Consider the following 19033-nt stretch of genomic DNA (forward strand, 5'->3'; position numbering starts at 1 on the left):
CAGCGGTTCCGGGTGGGGGTGTGATGAGGTGGTCCCGCGCTGGAGTAGCGCGGGCGGCCCCGGGGGAAACCCCAGGTCCAACCCCATCCGGCGCCGGAGCCTGGGCACACTCCCCAGGCCGGGTTCATGAAACCAATGGTTTCACGGGCTTCCATGTAAACCGGAACCTTGTTAGTATCGCTAGTTCACTTTTTTGATCCATCCTGCCGGATTGGCGTGCCCGAGGCGCGCTGTCGGCCATCACTCAGCTGGAGAACCGCGTCATGGCGCGTATTGCAGGCGTCAACCTGCCAGCCCAGAAGCACGTCTGGGTCGGGTTGCAAAGCATTTACGGCATCGGCCGTACCCGTTCGAAGAAGGTCTGCGAAGTCGCAGGCGTTGCTTCGACCACCAAGATCCGCGATCTGTCGGAGCCGGAAATCGAGCGCCTGCGCGCCGAAGTCGGCAAGTACATCGTGGAAGGCGATCTGCGCCGTGAGATCGGCATCGCGATCAAGCGCCTGATGGACCTGGGCTGCTACCGCGGCCTGCGTCACCGTCGTGGCCTCCCGCTGCGTGGCCAGCGCACCCGTACCAACGCCCGCACCCGCAAGGGTCCGCGCAAGGCGATCAAGAAGTAAGGGACTGAGAAATGGCTAAGCCCGCTGCTAAGACCAAGAAGAAGATCAAGCGCGTCGTCACCGACGGCGTTGCCCACGTCCACGCTTCGTTCAACAACACCATCGTCACCATCACCGACCGCCAGGGCAACGCTCTGTCGTGGGCGACCTCCGGTGGCGCTGGCTTCCGTGGTTCGCGCAAGTCGACCCCGTTCGCTGCCCAGGTGGCTGCTGAAAAGGCCGGTCGTGCTGCGCTGGACTACGGCGTGAAGTCGCTGGAAGTCCGCATCAAGGGCCCGGGTCCGGGCCGTGAGTCGGCCGTGCGTTCGTTGAACAACGTCGGCTACAAGATCACCAACATCATCGACGTGACGCCTATCCCGCACAACGGGTGCCGTCCGCCGAAGAAGCGTCGCGTCTAAAGGGAGCGATAAGAAATGGCTCGTTATATCGGTCCTACCTGTAAGCTCGCCCGTCGCGAAGGCGCCGACCTGTCCCTGAAGAGCCCGGCGCGTGCGCTGGACTCCAAGTGCAAGCTGGAGCAGAAGCCCGGCCAGCACGGCGCCACTGCCCGCAAGGGCAAGCTGTCCGACTACGCCACCCAGCTGCGTGAAAAGCAGAAGGTCAAGCGTATCTACGGCCTGCTGGAGCGTCAGTTCCGCAACTACTACAAGAAGGCCTCGACCAAGAAGGGCAACACCGGCGAGAACCTGCTGCAGCTGCTGGAAACCCGCCTGGACAACGTCGTCTACCGCATGGGCTTCGCCGTGACCCGTCCGGCTGCCCGTCAGCTGGTGTCGCACCGCGGCGTCACCGTGAATGGCAAGTCGGTCAACCTGGCTTCGTACCAGGTCAAGGCTGGCGACGCCATCGCCCTGTCTGAAAAGGCTGCCAAGCAGCTGCGCGTCCAGGAAGCCCTGACCGTCGCCGCCCAGCATGACCTGAGCCCGTCGTGGGTTGAAGTGGATTCCGGCAAGTTCACCGGCATCTTCAAGGCTGTTCCGGATCGTTCGGATCTGCCTGCGGACATCAACGAAGCGCTGATCGTCGAGCTGTATTCGAAGTAATTCACATTGGAGAGCCCCCGGCGACGGCCGGGGGTTCACTAGGAGAACCCGCAACATGACGGTTACCGCCAACCAGGTTCTGCGTCCTCGCGGTCCGCAGATCGAACGCCTTACCGACACCCGTGCAAAGGTCGTTATCGAACCTTTGGAGCGGGGTTACGGGCATACGCTGGGTAATGCCCTGCGTCGCGTGCTGCTGTCGTCCATCCCGGGCTTCGCCATCACGGAAGTCGAAATCGACGGCGTGTTGCATGAGTACACCACGGTCGAAGGTCTGCAGGAGGACGTGCTCGAAGTCCTGCTGAACCTCAAGGACGTGGCCATCCGTATGCACTCCGGCGACAGCGCCACCCTGTCCCTGTCCAAGCAGGGTCCGGGCGTTGTCACCGCTGCCGACATCAAGGTCGACCACAATGTGGAGATCCTGAACGGCGACCATGTTATCTGCCACCTGACCAAGGACACGGCAATCAACATGCGTCTGAAGATCGAACGTGGTTTCGGCTACCAGCCGGCTGCCGCGCGTCGTCGTCCGGACGAAGAAACCCGTGCCATCGGCCGCCTGGTCCTGGATGCCTCGTTCTCGCCGGTCCGCCGCGTCGCCTATGCCGTGGAAGCGGCCCGCGTCGAACAGCGTACCGACCTGGACAAGCTGGTCATCGATATCGAGACCAACGGCACCATCGATGCCGAGGAAGCCGTGCGCACCGCCGCCGACATCCTCAGCGACCAGCTGTCGGTGTTCGGTGACTTCACCCACCGCGACCGCGGTGCGGCGAAGCCGGCCAACAACGGCGTGGATCCGGTGCTGCTGCGCCCGATCGACGATCTGGAGCTGACCGTGCGTTCGGCCAACTGCCTGAAGGCTGAAAGCATCTACTACATCGGCGATCTGATCCAGAAGACCGAAGTGGAGCTGCTGAAGACCCCGAACCTGGGCAAGAAGTCGCTCACCGAGATCAAGGAAGTGCTGGCTCAGCGCGGCCTGTCGCTCGGCATGAAGCTGGAGAACTGGCCGCCGGCCGGCGTCGCCAGCCACGGCATGCTGGGCTGATATCGGTAATGCCTGGAGGCTCCACCGGCAACGGTGGAGCCTTCAACGCAACACAACACGCCACGACGAACCCCAGGTTCGCGCGGCAGGTCGTCCAGGATGGGCGGCCAGGACCATCCGCAGTCCACGCAGCAACGCCAGGATGGCGACAACGATCCACACAGCCCCATCATTAACCAAGGAATATCACCATGCGTCACCAGAAGTCTGGCCGTAAGTTCAGCCGCACCAGCGCCCACCGCGAAGCGATGTTCAAGAACATGGCTGCCTCGCTGTTCAAGCACGAGCTGATCAAGACCACCCTGCCGAAGGCCAAGGAACTGCGCCGCGTTGCCGAGCCGCTGATCACCCTGGCCAAGGTCGACTCGGTCGCCAACCGCCGTCTGGCCTTCGCCCGCCTGCGCGACAACGAAGCCGTGGGCAACCTGTTCACCATCCTGGGCCCGCGCTACGCGAACCGTCCGGGCGGCTACCTGCGCCTGCTGAAGTGCGGCTTCCGCGCGGGCGACAACGCGCCGATGGCCTACGTCGAGCTGGTTGACCGTCCGGTCGTGGCCGAGGAAGTGGCCGAGTAATCGGACCGCTCCAACGCGACACAGCGAAAGCCCGGCCTCTGCCGGGCTTTTGCGTTCTGGTAGCGCCGGGCCATGCCCGGCGTTTCCGTTTCTGCTGCGCCCGCCGGGCATGGCCCGGCGCTACCCGCAGCAGGCTCTGACCCACACCGTTCCGACAGGCGTCACCTGTGGCGGTTCGAATGGCGCGCGCTCTCGGTTACGCTTGGCGTCTTGATCCATTCGAGCGTTGACGATGAATCCACTGCGCTGGCCCTTCCGTGCCCAGTTCTTCCTGGGCTTCCTGATCTGCGCAGGCCTGCTCGGCTACGCCATCTTCCTGCAGCTGAAGATGGGCCTGGAACCGTGTCCGTTGTGCATCTTCCAGCGCCTGGCGTTCGCTGCGCTGGGCCTGCTGTTCCTGATCGGTGCGCTGCACGGACCGTCCAACCGCCCCGGCCGGGCGACCTATGGCGTTCTGGCCTTCATCGCCGCGGCAGTAGGCGTCGGCATCGCCGCGCGCCACGTCTACGTGCAGATGCTGCCGCCAGAAATGGGTTCCACCTGTGGCCCGCCGCTGGCCTTCCTGAGCGAGACCATGGGGCCGCTGGAAGTGTTCCGCACGGTGCTGACCGGTACCGGCAACTGCGGCAACATCGACTGGACCTTCCTGGGCCTGACCATGCCGATGTGGTCGGGTGTGTGGTTCGTGCTGCTGGCGCTGTGGGCGCTGGTGGTGTCGCTGCGCAAGGTCAAGCGCTGAAGCAGGGGAGTGCCGGCCGCTGGCCGGCACACCGTGGCAATGCCGGCCAGCGGCCGGCACTACCTCAGAAGTCCTGCTGCAGGCTCAGGTAAGCACCACGGCGCGGCCCCCACTGCGGCGCGAACACGCCAACACCGCCACCGTCGCGCAGCTGGTAGCTGCGGTCCAGCGCGTTGATCACCGCCAGCTGCACGTGCAGCGGATGCCCACTGTCGGCGTTGAAGTCGTGCCCGGCGCTGAGGTTCACCTGCAGGTACGACGGCAGCTCGCCGCCATTGGGCACGCCTTCGATGTCCGAACGCAGGCCGCTGCCGAACACGTAGTTGGCGCCGATCCGGTTGTGCCCGGCGAAGGCGTAGCTGAGCCCACCGGACGACGTCAGCTTCTGGTCGTGGTCGAGGTGGATCCAGTGGTTGGCCACATAGGCCAGCGCTTCCGGGTCGAGGTTGTACTGGCTGGTGATGACGTCGGTACCGATGGCCTTGTTCAGCGCGGCGTTGAAGTAGGCACTGAACGGACCGTTGCTGTAGTCGGCGCTGAACTCCAGGCCACGGATGTGACCACGGCGGTAGTTGAAGGTCGAATAGATGTAGGCGGCGCCGAACTGGCCTTCGTCCTGCAGCCGCGCGACGCGACGATCGTACGCATCCAGGCCCAGGGTCAGGTGTTCGCCCAGTTGCTGCGAGACGCCGATGTCGTAGTAGTCGCTGCGCTCGGCCAGCGGTGTGTTGTTGCCGCCGCTGGGCTGCTGGTTGGTGGTGCCGTCGTACAGGGCGATGTCGCCGCTGGCGATCAGCTCGCTGGCCGGTGGCGTGAAGTAGCGCGAGTAGCCGGCATGCACGGTGGTGCTGTCGCTGGCATTCCAGACCACGCCCACGCGCGGGCTGAGCTGGCCCTCGGTGCGGCCGAAGGCCCTGTAGCGGTCGCCACGCAGGCCGTAGTTGACGGTCCAGTCGTCGCCGATCTTCCATTCGTCCTGTACGTACAGTGCCAGCGTGCTGGCATGGAAGGCGCTGCGGTCGGGGATCAACAGCGGTGTGGTGCTGGACTGCTGGCCGCCGTCATCAACCGGGAACACCCAGCTGTTGCTGTTCGCCCGCGCGTTCTCGTAATTGCCGTACAGGCCATAGCGCAGCGTGTGGTCGTTGCCCAACGGCGTTGAGAAGTCGGCCTGCAGGGTGTTGGCGCGGTTGCTGCGCTGGACCTGCGAGGCGACGCCACTGAACACCAGGTCGCCGATGACATCCGGGTTGAACGCCACATCGCTGTAGCGCTGCCCGGCCGACAGCTGGTAGGCGGTGCTGCCGAGCGTGCCCTGCAGCACCAGCATGCCGAAGCGCGTGGTCTCGCGCTGGGTCTCATCCAGTTGGCTTGAGTCGAAGGTCGTGGTGTCGAGGTAGCCGAACTGCGGTGCCTGGCCCGGATTGACCGGAATCTGGAAGCGGTTGTTGGCGAAGCCGGCGAACACGCTCAGGCGGGTGTTCTCATTGACCAGGTAGGTGAGGTCGGCGAATGCCTTGCCCTGGTGGGTGTCGTCGTGCAACGGCTTGCGCGTGCTGGTGGGGTTCTCCAGGCCGACGTCGTTCTGGTCGTAGTTGCCGGTCAGGAACCAGCTCCAGCGCCCCTGGTTGCCCCACCAGGAGGCGTCCGGATTGACCTTGCCGAACGAGCCGGTGGTCAGCCCCGCGCTGCCGCCGTTGCCCAGTTCGGCACCGTTGCGGGTGGTGATGTCGACCACCGCGGCGGTGCGCTCGCCGAACTGCGCCGGCAGTGCGCCGTCCATCAGGCGGATGCTCTTGATGGTGCGCGCGTCCAGGGTCTGGCCGAAGCCGGAGATCGATTCCGGCAGCAGTACGCCGTTGATGCGGTACTGCAGATTGGCGTGGTCGCCGCGGACGTGCACGCCGCCGTAGGAATCCTGGACCACGCCCGGGGCCTGCAGCAGTACCTGGCTGAGCGGCGCGGAGGCGCCCAGTGGCTGCTTCTGGATGTCCTCGGCGGTGATCTGGTACTGGCTGCTGCCGATGTCCGGCGACAGCGTGTTGCGCGCCTGGTCGAGCTGGGCGTGGACGGTGACTGCGTCCAGGTCCTTGACGGACGAAGAGGTGTCGTCGGCTGCCGAGGCGAAGGCGGGCAGGCTGGCCAGGGCCAGGGCGAAGGTGATGCCGGTAGCGAGGGGCGAGGGCTTCATGGTGGGAGAGGTGGCGGCTGGATGTGGAAGGGGCCGGTCCATGACATGGAAGTGTTACTCCGTAACAAAGCATGCGCCTGTCCCGGGCGGCTGACCATGCAGGATCTGGCCGCTGGCGTCGGCCTTTCCCTGCCGTTCAGGCGAGCAGGCCGGCCGGATCGGCCCTTTGCGTCAGCGGCTGGCTCTGCGACCATGACCGCCCCCCATCCCGGAAGTCTGCAATGAGCCTGTCCGCCGTTCCGCCCGTCCCCGATCCCGCCGCGACCGTCGCCGGCGCTGCCTGGTCGCCGGAGAGCTGGCGTGGCAAGACCGCGCTGCAGATGCCGACCTACCCCGACCCGGTGGCACTGGACGCGGCCCTGCACGAGCTGAAGCGGTTGCCGCCGCTGGTCACCTCATGGGAGATCCTGGCGCTGAAGCAGCAGCTGGCCGAGGCCCAGGAAGGCAAGCGCTTCCTGCTGCAGGGCGGCGACTGCGCCGAGAATTTCAGCGACTGTGAATCGGGCACCATCTCCAACCGGCTGAAGGTGCTGCTGCAGATGAGCCTGGTGCTGGTGCACGGCCTGCGCCAGCCGGTGATCCGTGTTGGCCGCTTCGCCGGCCAGTACGCCAAGCCGCGCTCGGCCGACACCGAGACCCGCGACGGCGTGACCCTGCCCAGCTATCGCGGCGATGTGATCAACGCGCCGGCCTTCACCGAAGCGGCACGCCTGCCGGACCCGAAGCGGATGCTGCAGGCACACGCACATTCGGCGATGACGATGAACTTCGTGCGCGCGCTGATCGACGGTGGTTTCGCCGACCTGCACCACCCCGAGTACTGGAACCTGGAGTGGGTGCGGCATTCGCCGCTGGCGGCCGAGTACCAGAAGATGGTGGCCTCGATCGGCGATGCAGTGCACTTCATGGAGACCCTCGCCGGGGCTCGCGTGCACAACCTCAACCGGATCGATTTCTACACCTCGCATGAAGCACTGCTGCTGCCCTACGAGCAGGCGTTGACCCGGCAGGTGCCGCGCCAGCAGGGCTGGTTGAACCTGAGCACGCACTACCCGTGGATCGGCATGCGCACCGCTGCGCTGGATGGCGCACACGTGGAATACCTGCGTGGCGTGCGCAATCCGATTGCGATCAAGGTGGGCCCGTCGGTGACGCCGGACCAGCTGCTGCGCCTGATTGACGTGCTCAACCCGCATGACGAGCCGGGCCGCCTGAGCTTCATCCACCGCATGGGCGCAGCGCAGATTGCCGAGAAGCTGCCGCCGCTGCTGGACGCGGTCAAGCGCGATGGTCGTCGCGTGCTGTGGGTATGCGATGCGATGCATGGCAATACCGAGAGCACCGCCAACGGTTTCAAGACACGTCGCTTCGACAACGTGCGCGGTGAGGTGGAGATGTCGTTCGATCTGCATGCGGCCGCAGGCACGCGCCTGGGTGGCGTGCACCTGGAGCTGACCGGCGAGGACGTGACCGAGTGCACCGGTGGCGCACGCGAGCTGACCGAGCGTGACCTGGAACGTGCGTATCGTTCGACGGTGGATCCGCGGTTGAATTACGAGCAGTCGCTGGAGATTGCGATGGCGATCGTGCGCAAGCAGGAGCAAGTGCGGTAAGTGTGTTGCGGCAGGGCTTGCAGCCCTGCACCTGCGGACGCAACGGCAACGGCCGAAGCAACGGCAACGGCCGAAGCAACGGCAACAGCATGGATTCCGTGGGATGGCGGGGCGGTGTCGGAGTGCGGGGGCGCTGCAAGTACGTCCCTGTAAGCTTGGCAGCCGCATCCATGCGGCTGACACCCCGCACTCCGACACCGCCCCACCTTTGACAGATTCCCGCGGCTGTTGGTGGGTGTCGACCTTGGTCGACACGGTAGATCCACGCCATGCGTGGATGCTTTGGGATTCCAATTCGAAATATTCGATTCCGATGGAGATTCATCCACGCATGGCGTGGATCTACTGCAGATCGCGGGAATCTGTCGAAGGCGGGGTGGGTCCGGTTGCGGGAGTGTCCGCGGCATGGATGCCGCGGCCAAGCCCCCAAGGACGGGTTTACGGCGTCTCCCGCAACCGGACCCACCCCGCCATCCCACAGGAAACCCGCTTCTGCTTCGGCTGTTGCTGTTGCTGTTGCTCCAGCACGCAGCAGGTGCAGGGCTGCAAGCCCTGCCGACCAACACCCTTCTTACGAACGACTGACGTGACGCTCATGCGGCATGCGCGAGGCTGTCCGCTTGCTGTTCGAGTGGAGGTGGCAACGGTGCACTGGCAAAGCGCACAGGCCTACGCATGGCCGTTGGGATTGGCAGCAGTAGTGGGCGGCATCGGCGCGTGGCTGATCCTGTGGATCTATCATCGATTGAAAGGGCGTGATCGCCGGCGCGCCCGCATCGGTCGCGTGCTCGGGCTGCCGATGGCCACCGCGTGGCCACTGCTGCTGTTGATCCCCGCGTTGCAGGCCACGCCGCTGCAGGATCCTGTACTGGGCAATCTGCAGCATGTGCTGCACATCGCGCTGACCGCATGCTTCATCTGGCTGCTGGTACGCGTGGTGGCGGCGGGCGAGCGCGCGATCCTGCGCAGCCATCCCATCGATGTCTCCGACAACCTGGAAGCGCGCCGCATCCAGACCCAGACGCGGGTGCTCAGCCGTGTGCTGATGGGCGGCATCATCGTGCTGGGCGCATCGCTGGTGCTGCTGACCTTCCCGATGGTGCAGAAGATCGGTACCGCCCTGTTGGCCTCAGCGGGCCTGATCGGCCTGGTGGCCGGTATCGCGGCCAAGCCGGTGTTCGGCAACCTGATCGCCGGCCTGCAGATCGCGGTGACGCAGCCAATCCGGCTGGATGACGTGGTGATCGTTGAAGGTGAGTGGGGGCGTATCGAGGAGATCGGCAGCAGCTACGTGGTGGTGCGTATCTGGGATGAGCGGCGGATGGTGGTGCCGCTGACCTGGTTCATCGAGAACCCGTTCCAGAACTGGACGCGGCGCAGCGCCGACCTGCTCGGCACCGCGTTCCTGTGGTTGGACTACCGTGCGCCGATCGCGGCGATCCGCGCCGAGCTGGAGCGCATCTGTCGTGGCGAAGCGCTGTGGGATGGCCGGGTCTGCGTGACCCAGGTGACCGAGACCAGCGAGCGTGCGATCCAGGTGCGACTGCTGGTCAGCGCGCGCAGTTCCGGCGATGCCTTCGACCTGCGCTGCCTGGTGCGCGAGCGCATGCTCGATTTCCTCGCACGTGAGCATCCGCAGTCGTTGCCGCAGGTACGTGCGCGGCTGCAACACGAAGATGAGCTGGATATGCCGCGTGGTCCACGTGCGCGTACCGCGGATGTGCGTTCGCCAGGTGCTGAAGATGGTGAGGCTGCGATCGTGCCGGTGGAGCTGGAGCCCGAACGGTAGCGCCGGCCGCTGGCCGGCGACCCCGGATCTGCCGGCCAGCGGCCGGCACTACCGGATCAGGGCTCGCCGGCGTCGATCAGCGCATCGGTATCGAAGTGCGGCGGGCGCCGCGCGCGCGTGCGCTGTTCGTAGGCGTAGGCCATTTCGATCAGCTTCGGTTCGCTCCAGGCGGTGCCCATGAACAGCAGGCCGACCGGCAGGCCGTCGATCTGGCCCATCGGCACGGTCAGGCTGGGGTAACCGGCCACGGCAGCGGCGCTGTAGCTCTCGCCGGGGAAGTCGTCGCCTTCGCTGCGGATCGCCCATGCGACGCCGGTGGTCGGTGCCACCAGCGCATCGAGTTGATGGGCGGCGAGGGCGGCGTCGATGCCTTCCGGGCCGGCCAGGCGGCGCGCATCGCTGCGCGCGCGGATGTAGGCAGGGTCGGCCAGGCCGGCGGTGGCATCGGCCTCCACCAGCAGCTCCTGGCCGAACAGGCCCAGTTCCTGCTTGCTGTGCGCCTGGTTGAAGGCGATCAGGTCGGCCAGGGTGCGCAGTGGTGCGCGGTGGGTGCTGAAGTAGCGCTCCAGCCCGGCCTTGAATTCGTACAGCAGCAGCGTGCGCTCGGCCTCGGCCCAGGCGCCCTGGTTGGGCAGTTCGACGGGTACCACGACGGCGCCGGCGCGACGCAGTTCGGTCGCCGCCTGATCGATCAGCGGTGGCATGCCACGGTACTTCAGCAGCGGTGTCTGCAGCAGGCCGATGCGCTTGCCGCGCAGGCCCTGCGGGTCCAGTCGCGCGGTGTAGTCGTAGACCGCACGGCCGGGCATGGTCGCGGTGGCCGGGTCGGCATCATCGCGGCCGGCAATCGCGGTCAGCACGGCGGCAGCGTCGGCGACGCTGCGTGCCATCGGCCCGGCAGTGTCCTGGCTGAAGGAGATCGGGATGATGCCGTCGCGGCTGACCAGGCCAACGGTCGGCTTCAGGCCGACCACGCCGTTGATCGCTGCCGGGCAGACGATGCTGCCGTCGGTCTCGGTACCGATCGCCACGCTGGCGAGGTTGGCGGCCACCGCCACCGCACTGCCGCTGCTGGAGCCGCAGGGCGAGTGGCTGAGGCGATAGGGGTTGCGGGTCTGGCCGCCGCGGGCACTCCAGCCGGAAATCGAATCGTTGCCGCGGAAGTTGGCCCACTCGCTGAGGTTGGTCTTGCCCAGCACCACGGCGCCGGCCTCGCGCAGGCGCCGCACCAGGTAGGCATCGTCCGGGCGGAAGCCCTGCAGCGCCAGCGAGCCGGCACTGGTGGCCATCGGCGCGGCGTTGATGTTGTCCTTGAGCAGCAGCGGGATGCCATGCAGCGGGCCGCGCAGGCGGCCTTCGCGGCGCTCGCGGTCGCGGGCGGCGGCTTCCTTCAGGGCATCGGGGTTGAGTTCGATCACCGCGCGCAGGCGTGGCCCGGTGCGGTCCAGCGCGGCGATACGCTGCAGGTAGGCCTGGGTCAGGGTGGTGCTGTCCAGCTCACCGGCGGTCATCCGCGCCTGCAGGTCGGCGACATCGGTTTCGGCGTACGGGAACGGCACGTTGCGGCTCGCAGGTTCGGCCGCATGCGCGCTGGGCGTGGCCGGGCTGCAGCCAGCCGAAAGCAGCGCAGGCAGCGCGGCGAGCAGGCAGGTCAGCAGAGGCGGCAAGGACGGGCGCATGGGGCGGCTTGGTCGGCTCCAATCCCCAGTGTAGCCGCTGCTCAGCGGTGGCGCTTGCGCAGGTCGCGGGCGAGGACGTAGACCACGATCAGGTTGATCGCCAGGATCGTCCAGGACGGCCAGCCGGGATGACGGATGATCGCGAAGATATCGAAGGGCAGGTACAGCGAGGCGGTCAGGCAACCCAGCCAGGAGGCCCAGGCCTTGGCCCGCCACAGGCCCCAGGCTTCGACCAGGTGCAGCAGGCCGTAGCCGATCATCCCCGCCGCGGCCAGGTGCACCGCGTCGGGGCTGATCATGTGCAGCAGCGAGGGCAGGGTGCCATGGTCCGGATCCAGGCTGAAACGCCGGATCAGGACCATGATGCCGTGCCGCAGCGGCTGCGGTCCGAGCACTTCCAGCCCGGTGGCGGCCAACAGCGCCAGCATCGCCTTGCTCGCTTCGAGCAGGGCGATGACATGGAGACCCGGATGCCGGTGTGGATCCGGGTTGTAGCCGCTCTGGTTCACGGGGTGCTGGCTCAGCCGCCGCGCGAAGCCTTCTTGCGGTCGCTTTCGGTCAGGAACTTCTTGCGCAGACGGATCTCCTTCGGGGTGATCTCGACCAGCTCGTCGTCTTCAATGAAGTCCAGGGCCTGTTCCAGCGAGTACTTGATCGCCGGGGTCAGCTGGATCGCATCGTCCTTGCCCGAAGCGCGCATGTTGGTCAGCGGCTTGGTCTTGATCGCGTTGACGGTCAGGTCGTTGTCCTTGGAGTGGATACCGACCAGCTGACCTTCATACACGTTGTCGCCTTCAGCAGCGAACAGCTTGCCGCGCTCCTGCAGCGGGCCCAGCGAGTAGGCCGGCGTGGTGCCCGGCGCATTGGCGATCATCACGCCGTTGATGCGCTTGGCGATCGCGCCCTGTTCCTTCGGACCGTAGTGGTCGAACACGTGGAACAGCAGGCCCGAACCCTGGGTCAGGGTCTTGAACTCGTTCTGGAAGCCGATCAGGCCACGGGCCGGGATCGAGTATTCCAGGCGCACGCGGCCCTTGCCGTCCGATTCCATGTTCTTCAGCTGGCCCTTGCGGGTGCCCAGCTTTTCCATCACGCCGCCCTGGTGGATTTCTTCGATGTCCACCACCAGCTGCTCGATCGGCTCCATCATCTGGCCGTCGATTTCCTTGATGATCACTTCCGGGCGCGACACGGCCAGCTCGTAGCCTTCGCGACGCATGTTCTCGATCAGCACCGACAGGTGCAGTTCGCCACGGCCGGAGACCAGGAACTTGTCGGCGTCTTCCAGCTGCTCGACCTTCAGGGCCACGTTGTGGACCTTTTCACGGTCCAGGCGGTCCTTGATCTGGCGGCTGGTCAGGAACTTGCCACCGGACAGGTCCTTGTTGCCGGCGAACGGCGAGTTGTTGACCTGGAAGGTCATCGAGATGGTCGGCTCGTCGACGGTCAGCGCCGGCAGGGCTTCCGGGGTGTCCGGGGCGCAGATGGTGTCGGAGATGGTCAGCTCCTGGATGCCGGAGATGGCCACGATGTCGCCGGCCTCGGCGGTATCCTGCTCGATGCGCTCCAGGCCCATGAAGCCCAGCACCTGCAGCACCTTGCCGTTGCGCTTCTTGCCTTCACGGTCGATGACCGCGACCTGCATGTTCTTCTTCAGGGTGCCGCGCTGGATGCGGCCGATGCCGATCACGCCCACGAAGTTGTTGTAGTCCAGCTGGCTGATGCGCATCTGGAACGGGCCTTCCGGGTCAACTTCCGGACGCGGCGCGTGCTGCATGATCGCTTCGTACAGCGGGGTCATGTCGCCGTCGCGCACGGTGTCTTCCAGGCCGGCGTAGCCGTTCAGGCCCGAGGCGTAGACGATCGGGAAGTCCAGCTGCTCGTTGGTGGCGCCGAGCTTGTCGAACAGGTCGAAGACCTGGTCGATCACCCATTCCGGACGGGCGCCCGGACGATCGACCTTGTTGACCACGACGATCGGCTTGAAGCCCATCGCGAAGGCCTTCTGGGTCACGAAGCGGGTCTGCGGCATCGGGCCGTCCATCGCATCGACCAGGATCAGCACGGTGTCGACCATCGACAGCACGCGCTCGACCTCACCACCGAAGTCGGCGTGGCCGGGGGTGTCGACGATGTTGATCCGGTTCTTGATGCCGGTCTTCTTGTCTTCCCAGGTAATGGCGGTGTTCTTGGCCAGGATGGTGATGCCGCGTTCCTTTTCCTGGTCGTTGCTGTCCATCACGCGCTCGGCGAGGACGGTGCGCTCGGACAGGGTGCCGGACTGCTTCAGCAGCTGGTCGACCAGGGTGGTCTTGCCATGGTCGACGTGGGCGACGATGGCGATGTTGCGAAGATTTTCGATGGACATACGAAAGGGGGCCAGTCGGCGCCGGATTTGGAAAAAGAAGTCCAACATTATACGTCGAACTTGACGATTCGCGAAAAGGTGGATTTCACACCCGTCGCGGGACCCATTCAGGTGGCTGTCCGCTGCCTCTGCCGGGGCGGCCAGGGCCGGGAGACGGGGCTTCCCATCCGCGGGCTGAAGCCGGGTTCTTCACCGATGGTCGAAGCCGCCGCCGCCACGAGGCAGGTGTAAACTAGGTGGCTAGACGCGTTCCCCTCTGCATCAAGGATCTTCATGTCCCTCATCGCCACTTTCGACACCACCCAGGGCCCGATCAAGGTCGAGCTGTTCGCCGACAAGGCGCCGCTGACCGTGGCCAACTTCGTGAACCTGGTCAAGCACGGCTTCTATGACGGCCTGATCTTCCACCGCGTGATCGCCGACTTCATGATCCAGGGCGGCTGCCCGCAGGGTCGTGGCACCGGTGGCCCGGGCTACAAGTTTGAAGACGAGAAGAATGGCGTGAAGCACGAGGTCGGCTCGCTGTCGATGGCCAACGCCGGCCCGAACACCAACGGCAGCCAGTTCTTCATCACCCACATCAAGACCGACTGGCTGGACGGCCGCCACACCGTCTTCGGCAAGGTCCTGGAAGGCCAGGCCATCGTCGATTCGGTCAAGCAGGGTGACGTGATCCATTCGATCACCCTGGAAGGCGACGTCGACGCCGTGCTGGCCGCCCAGGCCGACCGCGTCGCCGAGTGGAACAAGCACCTCGCCGCCTGATCCCCCTTCGAAACGGCCACCCACGGGTGGCCGTTTCCCTGTTCCCCGCCGCCCGCCAGGCCTGCGTGGCTCCGCCCGCGGCGTCCCATCAAACGCTTGCAAGCAAGAGGAAACCCCCATGAAAGCACCCGTTCGTGTTGCCGTGACCGGCGCCGCCGGCCAGATCGGTTATGCCCTGCTGTTCCGCATCGCCTCCGGCGAAATGCTGGGCAAGGACCAGCCGGTCATCCTGCAGCTGCTGGAACTGCCGGTCGACAAGGCCCAGGCCGCCCTGAAGGGCGTGATGATGGAGCTGGAAGACTGCGCCTTCCCGCTGCTGGCCGGCATGGTCGGCACCGATGACGCCGAAGTCGCGTTCAAGGACGCCGACATCGCCCTGCTGGTTGGCGCACGTCCGCGTGGCCCGGGCATGGAGCGCAAGGACCTGCTGCTGGAAAACGCCAAGATCTTCACCGCCCAGGGCGCGGCGCTGAACAAGGTCGCCAGCCGTGACGTGAAGGTGCTGGTGGTCGGCAACCCGGCCAACACCAATGCCTACATCGCCATGAAGTCGGCGCCGGACCTGAAGCCGGAAAACTTCACCGCCATGCTGCGCCTGGACCACAACCGCGCGCTGAGCCAGCTGTCGACCAAGCTCGGCAAGCCGGTCGGTGGCATGGAGAAGCTGGTCGTGTGGGGCAACCACAGCCCGACCATGTACCCGGACTACCGTTTCGCCACCGCCGATGGTGCGTCGATCGCTGATGCGATCAACGACCAGGAGTGGAACGCCAACACCTTCATCCCGACCGTCGGCAAGCGCGGCGCGGCGATCATCGAAGCCCGTGGCTCGTCCTCGGCTGCTTCGGCCGCCAACGCAGCGATCGACCACGTGCGTGACTGGGTGCTGGGCAGCAACGGCAAGTGGGTCACCATGGGCGTGCCGTCCGACGGTTCCTACGGCATTCCGGAAGGCGTGATCTTCGGCTTCGCGGTGACCACCGAGAACGGCAAGTACACCCTGGTCAAGGATCTGCCGATCGACGACTTCAGCCAGAAGTACATCGACAAGACCCTGGCCGAGCTGGAAGAAGAGCGCGCCGGCGTCGCCCACCTGCTGGGCTGATGCAGGCGGTACCGGCCACGGCCGGTACCTCCACCGCGATGGTGGGTACCGACCGTTGGTCGGTATGCTCACCGCAGAAAACGGGGAGGCTTCGGCTTCCCCGTTTTCATTTGGAATTCCTGGAACCGCATGATCCACCTGCATTACATCGACGACGCGCTGCTGGTGGCCGAGAAGCCGGCCGGCCTGCTGTCCGTGCCTGGCCGCAGCGCCGAGAACCAGGATTGCGTGGTCGCGCGCCTGCAGGCGCTGTACCCGGATGCCTTGACCGTGCACCGCCTGGACCAGGTGACCTCCGGGCTGCTACTGCATGCGCGTGGCAAGGACATGCAGGCGGCGTTGTCGATGCAGTTCGAGCAGCGCCAGGTTGGCAAGTGCTATGAAGCCGTGGTGCAGGGCGTGATGGAAGGCGATGCCGGCGAAGTGGACCTGCCGTTGATCGTGGACTGGCCGAACCGGCCGAAGCAGATGGTCGACCATGAGCGTGGCAAGCCGGCGTTGACCCGCTGGCGCGTACTGGCCCGTGATGTTGAGGCGCAGCACACCCGGGTGGCGTTGGAACCGATCACTGGCCGCAGCCATCAGCTGCGCCTGCACATGGCCAGTCTTGGCCATCCCATCGTCGGTGACGTGCTGTATGGCGCCGCACCGGCGCAGCGTGTGCATCTGCATGCGCGCAACCTGCGGTTCACCCACCCGCTGACGGGCGAGGCGCTCGCGTTCGAGTCCGCGACTCCGTTCTAGGGGTTCGGCAGGGCTTGCAGCCCTGCACCCGCAGAATCAACGTCAACGTCAAAAGCGGGCTATACGTGAGTTGGCGGGACGGTGTCGGAGTGCGGGGACGCCGCAAGTACGTCCCTGTAGGCTTGGCAGCCGCATCCATGCGGCTGACGCCCCGCACTCCGACACCGCCCCACCTTCGACAGGTTCACTCGGCTGTTGGTAACGCTGGCCGTTGTTCCGCGCAGCTGTTGGTAGGTGTCGACCTTGGTCGACACGATTTTTCTTTCAGATATCGAATGAATCATCCACGCATGGCGTGGATCTACCGTGTCGACCAAGGTCGACACCTACCAGAGCAGTCGACCAAGGTCGACACCGACCAGAACAATATGCCGTTCCGACAGATCGCGGAATCTGTCGAAGGCGGGGTGGGTCCGGTTGCGGGAGTGTCCGCGGCATGGATGCCGCGGCCAAGCCCCCATGGACGGGTTTACGGCGTCTCCCGCCACCGGACCCACCCCGCCATCCCCCAGTAAGCCAGCTTCTGCTGTTGCTTCGGCTTCGGCTTCGGCCTCTGCAGGTGCAGGGCGCAGCCCTGCATGAAAAACCCACCCCCTACCAAGGTAGGGCGGCCCGCGCGCCAGCGCCGGACTATCCTCGAACCCATGACTTTGTCTGGGAGGGCTGCGTCATGAACTACGAGGAAACCTACCGTCGCTCGATCGACGAGCCGGAGGCCTTCTGGGGCGAGGAAGCCAAGCGCATCCATTGGCATAAACCGCCGCAGCAGGTGCTCGACTACAGCAACCCGCCGTTCCGGCGCTGGTTCGTCGGCGGCGAAACCAATCTCTGCTACAACGCCGTCGACCGCCACCTGGCCGAGCGCGCCGACCAGCTCGCGCTGGTCGCCATCTCCACCGAGACCAACAGCACACGCGAGATCACCTATCGCCAGCTGTACCGCGAAGTGAACGACTTCGCCGCGGTGCTCAAGCACCTCGGTGTCGGCCACGGCGACCGCGTGGTGATCTACATGCCGAACATGGCCGAGGCCGTGTTCGCCATGCTGGCCTGCGCGCGCATCGGTGCGGTGCACTCGGTGGTGTTCGGTGGCTTCGCCGCGCACAACCTGGCGCTGCGCATCGACGACGCCAGGCCCAAGCTGCTGATCGCTGCCGATGCCGGCATGCGCGGTGGCAAGCTGATTGCCTACAAGCCCATGGTCGACGCCGCCTGCGCCGAAGCGGCCTCGCCGCCGCCGCACGTGCTGATCGTGTCGCGCGGACTGGACGCGGCCGAACCGCGCGTGCCGGGCCGTGACGTGGAGTACGCCACGCTGCGCGCGCAGATCGGTGAGGTCGATGTACCGGTGCAGTGGCTGGAAGCGAGCGAGCCGAGTTACCTGCTGTATACCTCCGGCACCACCGGCAAGCCGAAGGGTGTGCAGCGTGATGTCGGTGGCTATGCGGTGGCGATGGCGCAGTCGATGGAGACCGTGTTCGACTGCAAGCCGGGGCAGGTGATGTTTTCCACCTCCGATGTCGGCTGGGCCGTCGGCCATTCCTACAACGTCTACGGCCCGCTGATTGGTGGCTGCACCTCGCTGCTGTACGAAGGGCTGCCGACCAATCCGGACCCGGGCATCTGGTGGGCGCTGTGCGAGCAGTACAACGTGCGTACGATGTTCTCTTCGCCGACCGCCATCCGCGTGCTGAAGAAGCACGACGCGGACTTCATCCATCGCCATGACCTGGGCGCGCTGAAGTACCTGTTCCTGGCCGGCGAGCCACTGGACGAACCCACCGCGCACTGGATCAGCGAAGCGCTGGGCAAGCCGATCATCGACAACTATTGGCAGACCGAAACCGGCTGGCCGGCGCTGACCCTGCTGCCAGGCCTGGAAATGAAGCCGGTGCGCTTCGGTTCGCCCGGCTTCCCCAATCTCGGTTACCGGATGAAGGTGATCGACGAGAACACCGGCGAGGAGGTCGCGCCGGGGCAGAAGGGCGTACTGGTGGTGTCGCCACCGTTGCCGCCGGGTTGCATGAGCACCGTGTGGAATGATGACAGCCGCTTCCTGCAGAGCTACTTCAGCCACTTCAAGGAACTGTTGTACAGCTCGCTGGACTGGGCGATCCGCGACGACGATGGCTATACCTTCATCCTGGGGCGCACCGATGATGTGATCAACGTGGCCGGGCATCGCCTCGGTACGCGTGAGATCGAGGAAGCCATTTCCAGCCATCCGCGCGTGGCCGAGGCGGCGGTGATCGGGGTCAAGGACGAGCTGAAGGGGCAGGTGCCGCTGGTGTTCGTTACCCTCAAGCAGGGGCTCAACGGTGAGGACCCGGAACCGGTGGTGGCGGAGATGATGGCCACGGTGACCACCTCGCTCGGCGCGGTCGCGCGCCCGGCGCACGTGCATGTGGTCAACGCACTGCCCAAGACCCGTTCGGGCAAGTTGCTGCGGCGCTCGCTGCAGGCGCTGGCCGAACAGCGCGACCCGGGCGACCTGTCGACGCTGGATGATCCCAGTGCGCTGGAGGAGATCCGCCGGGCGCTGGGGCGCTGACCCGAGAGTGCCGGCCGCTGGCCGGCAATCCCGTCAATCCGGAGGTTGCCGGCCAGCGGCCGGCACTACCCGCGGTACATGCGCTAAGCTCGGCCTGTCATTGACCTGCAACACGCGGCGCGCGCCGGGGAACGCGCGTGCCGCTTGGGGATGGCACACAGGGGAGCGTGCCCACCAGGGCACGCTGGCATGGC

General features: G+C 65.9%; 16 protein-coding genes. 12 read left to right on the top strand and 4 right to left on the bottom strand.

Annotated features, from left to right (window positions below):
* Positions 1 to 263: 263 nt before the first annotated feature.
* From rpsM to ACZK4H_RS04045, 6 genes are all read left to right on the top strand, one after another.
* The gene (gene rpsM / locus ACZK4H_RS04020; protein ID WP_004154500.1) at positions 264 to 620 is read left to right on the top strand and encodes a 30S ribosomal protein S13; all 357 of its coding nucleotides are present in this window, start codon (positions 264 to 266) and stop codon (positions 618 to 620) included.
* 11 nt (positions 621 to 631) lie between these two features.
* Positions 632 to 1021 carry a 30S ribosomal protein S11 gene (gene rpsK / locus ACZK4H_RS04025; RefSeq protein WP_004145443.1) on the top strand — a complete coding sequence of 130 codons (390 nt, stop codon included), beginning with the start codon at positions 632 to 634 and terminating at the stop codon, positions 1019 to 1021.
* Positions 1022 to 1036: 15 nt separating this feature from the next.
* Positions 1037 to 1666, top strand: coding sequence for a 30S ribosomal protein S4 (gene rpsD / locus ACZK4H_RS04030; RefSeq protein WP_004145446.1), 630 nt, complete (start codon positions 1037 to 1039; stop codon positions 1664 to 1666).
* Positions 1667 to 1721: 55 nt separating this feature from the next.
* Positions 1722 to 2720 (top strand): DNA-directed RNA polymerase subunit alpha, encoded by a 999-nt coding sequence (locus ACZK4H_RS04035; RefSeq protein WP_005408216.1) that lies wholly within the window; start codon positions 1722 to 1724, stop codon positions 2718 to 2720.
* Positions 2721 to 2911: 191 nt separating this feature from the next.
* Entirely contained in the window at positions 2912 to 3295 is a 384-nt protein-coding gene (gene rplQ, locus ACZK4H_RS04040; protein WP_005408217.1) for a 50S ribosomal protein L17, read from the top strand.
* A gap of 232 nt (positions 3296 to 3527) precedes the next feature.
* On the top strand, positions 3528 to 4034 hold the full coding sequence (locus ACZK4H_RS04045) for a disulfide bond formation protein B (protein ID WP_010483974.1): 507 nt from the start codon (positions 3528 to 3530) through the stop codon (positions 4032 to 4034).
* 64 nt (positions 4035 to 4098) lie between these two features.
* Here ACZK4H_RS04045 and ACZK4H_RS04050 read toward each other — a convergent pair whose 3' ends face one another.
* Positions 4099 to 6225: a TonB-dependent receptor gene (locus tag ACZK4H_RS04050; protein ID WP_099551228.1), complete on the bottom strand. Its 2127-nt coding sequence runs from the start codon at positions 6223 to 6225 to the stop codon at positions 4099 to 4101.
* Positions 6226 to 6446: 221 nt separating this feature from the next.
* Here ACZK4H_RS04050 and ACZK4H_RS04055 point away from each other — a divergent pair, with 221 nt between their 5' ends.
* Both ACZK4H_RS04055 and ACZK4H_RS04060 read left to right on the top strand, forming a co-directional pair.
* Entirely contained in the window at positions 6447 to 7838 is a 1392-nt protein-coding gene (locus tag ACZK4H_RS04055; RefSeq protein ID WP_099551227.1) for a class II 3-deoxy-7-phosphoheptulonate synthase, read from the top strand.
* Positions 7839 to 8484: 646 nt separating this feature from the next.
* Positions 8485 to 9627, top strand: coding sequence for a mechanosensitive ion channel family protein (locus tag ACZK4H_RS04060; protein WP_099551250.1), 1143 nt, complete (start codon positions 8485 to 8487; stop codon positions 9625 to 9627).
* A gap of 56 nt (positions 9628 to 9683) precedes the next feature.
* On the opposite strand, the gene ACZK4H_RS04065 is transcribed toward ACZK4H_RS04060, so the two are convergent.
* From ACZK4H_RS04065 to typA, 3 genes are read right to left on the bottom strand one after another with little or no spacing between them, the layout of a single operon-like run.
* Entirely contained in the window at positions 9684 to 11306 is a 1623-nt protein-coding gene (locus tag ACZK4H_RS04065) for an amidase (protein ID WP_099551226.1), read from the bottom strand.
* A 41-nt stretch (positions 11307 to 11347) separates the two neighbouring features.
* Positions 11348 to 11815: a DUF2127 domain-containing protein gene (locus ACZK4H_RS04070; RefSeq protein ID WP_005415426.1), complete on the bottom strand. Its 468-nt coding sequence runs from the start codon at positions 11813 to 11815 to the stop codon at positions 11348 to 11350.
* Positions 11816 to 11826: 11 nt separating this feature from the next.
* Positions 11827 to 13674: a translational GTPase TypA gene (gene typA / locus ACZK4H_RS04075; protein ID WP_032129766.1), complete on the bottom strand. Its 1848-nt coding sequence runs from the start codon at positions 13672 to 13674 to the stop codon at positions 11827 to 11829.
* A 273-nt stretch (positions 13675 to 13947) separates the two neighbouring features.
* On the opposite strand from typA, the gene ACZK4H_RS04080 reads away from it, so the two are divergent.
* From ACZK4H_RS04080 to prpE, 4 genes are all read left to right on the top strand, one after another.
* Entirely contained in the window at positions 13948 to 14439 is a 492-nt protein-coding gene (locus ACZK4H_RS04080; RefSeq protein ID WP_005408225.1) for a peptidylprolyl isomerase, read from the top strand.
* Positions 14440 to 14557: 118 nt separating this feature from the next.
* On the top strand, positions 14558 to 15544 hold the full coding sequence (locus ACZK4H_RS04085; protein WP_004153634.1) for a malate dehydrogenase: 987 nt from the start codon (positions 14558 to 14560) through the stop codon (positions 15542 to 15544).
* A gap of 129 nt (positions 15545 to 15673) precedes the next feature.
* Positions 15674 to 16288: an RluA family pseudouridine synthase gene (locus ACZK4H_RS04090; RefSeq protein ID WP_099551224.1), complete on the top strand. Its 615-nt coding sequence runs from the start codon at positions 15674 to 15676 to the stop codon at positions 16286 to 16288.
* A 670-nt stretch (positions 16289 to 16958) separates the two neighbouring features.
* Positions 16959 to 18839, top strand: a complete 1881-nt coding sequence (gene prpE, locus ACZK4H_RS04095; protein WP_099603849.1) for a propionate--CoA ligase — start codon at positions 16959 to 16961, stop codon at positions 18837 to 18839.
* Positions 18840 to 19033: the final 194 nt, after the last annotated feature.

The sequence above is a fragment of the Stenotrophomonas sp. 78350_Sma genome (genome assembly GCF_056482105.1).